Genomic DNA, 669 nt, shown 5'->3' with positions numbered 1-669 from the left:
ATCTGGTATGATACACCCGAATTCAGAAAGAACTTTAAATCACTTTTAACAGACTGGGTAAAAGAGCGCAGAAACAGTCCGGCAGTTGTTTTATGGGGCTTGGAAAACGAGAGTACTTTGCCTGAAGATTTCGCAAAAGAATGTACAGAGCTGATTAGAAAACTCGATCCGACAGCTTCATCACAAAGAAAAGTAACCACTTGTAATGGCGGAAAAGGAACGGATTGGGATGTTCCCCAAAACTGGACCGGCACCTATGGTGGTAATCCGTTAACTTATGGAGAAGATCTTCAGCGGCAGGTTTTGGTTGGTGAATACGGTGCCTGGAGAACAATTGATCTTCACAAACCCGATGCCAATGGAAAAGGTTATACGGAGAACAAAATGACCGATTTAATGGAGACTAAGGTACGCTTGGCCGAGTCGGTAAAAGATAAAACTGCTGGTCATTTTTTCTGGTTGTATAGCTCACACGATAACCCGGGCAGGGTGCAGGGTGGTGAAGGATTGAGAGATCTGGATCGGGTAGGCCCGGTAAATTACAAGGGCATGTTTACACCTTGGGAAGAACCTACTGATGTATTTTATATGTTCAGGGCAAATTATGCACCAAAACAAACTGAACCTATGGTGTATATTGTTTCTCATACCTGGCCTAACCTTTGGAAC

The 669-nt window shown here is 43.6% G+C and carries 1 protein-coding gene; it reads left to right on the top strand.

Annotation, left to right across the window (positions count from 1 at the left end):
* Positions 1-669 (top strand): glycoside hydrolase family 2 TIM barrel-domain containing protein (locus tag AC1DND_RS28965; protein WP_477586436.1); only part of this gene is annotated, 669 nt, incomplete at both ends.

The sequence above is a fragment of the Pedobacter sp. 01N416 genome (assembly GCF_056399685.1).
This window is presented reverse-complemented; position numbering and strand designations above follow the sequence as displayed.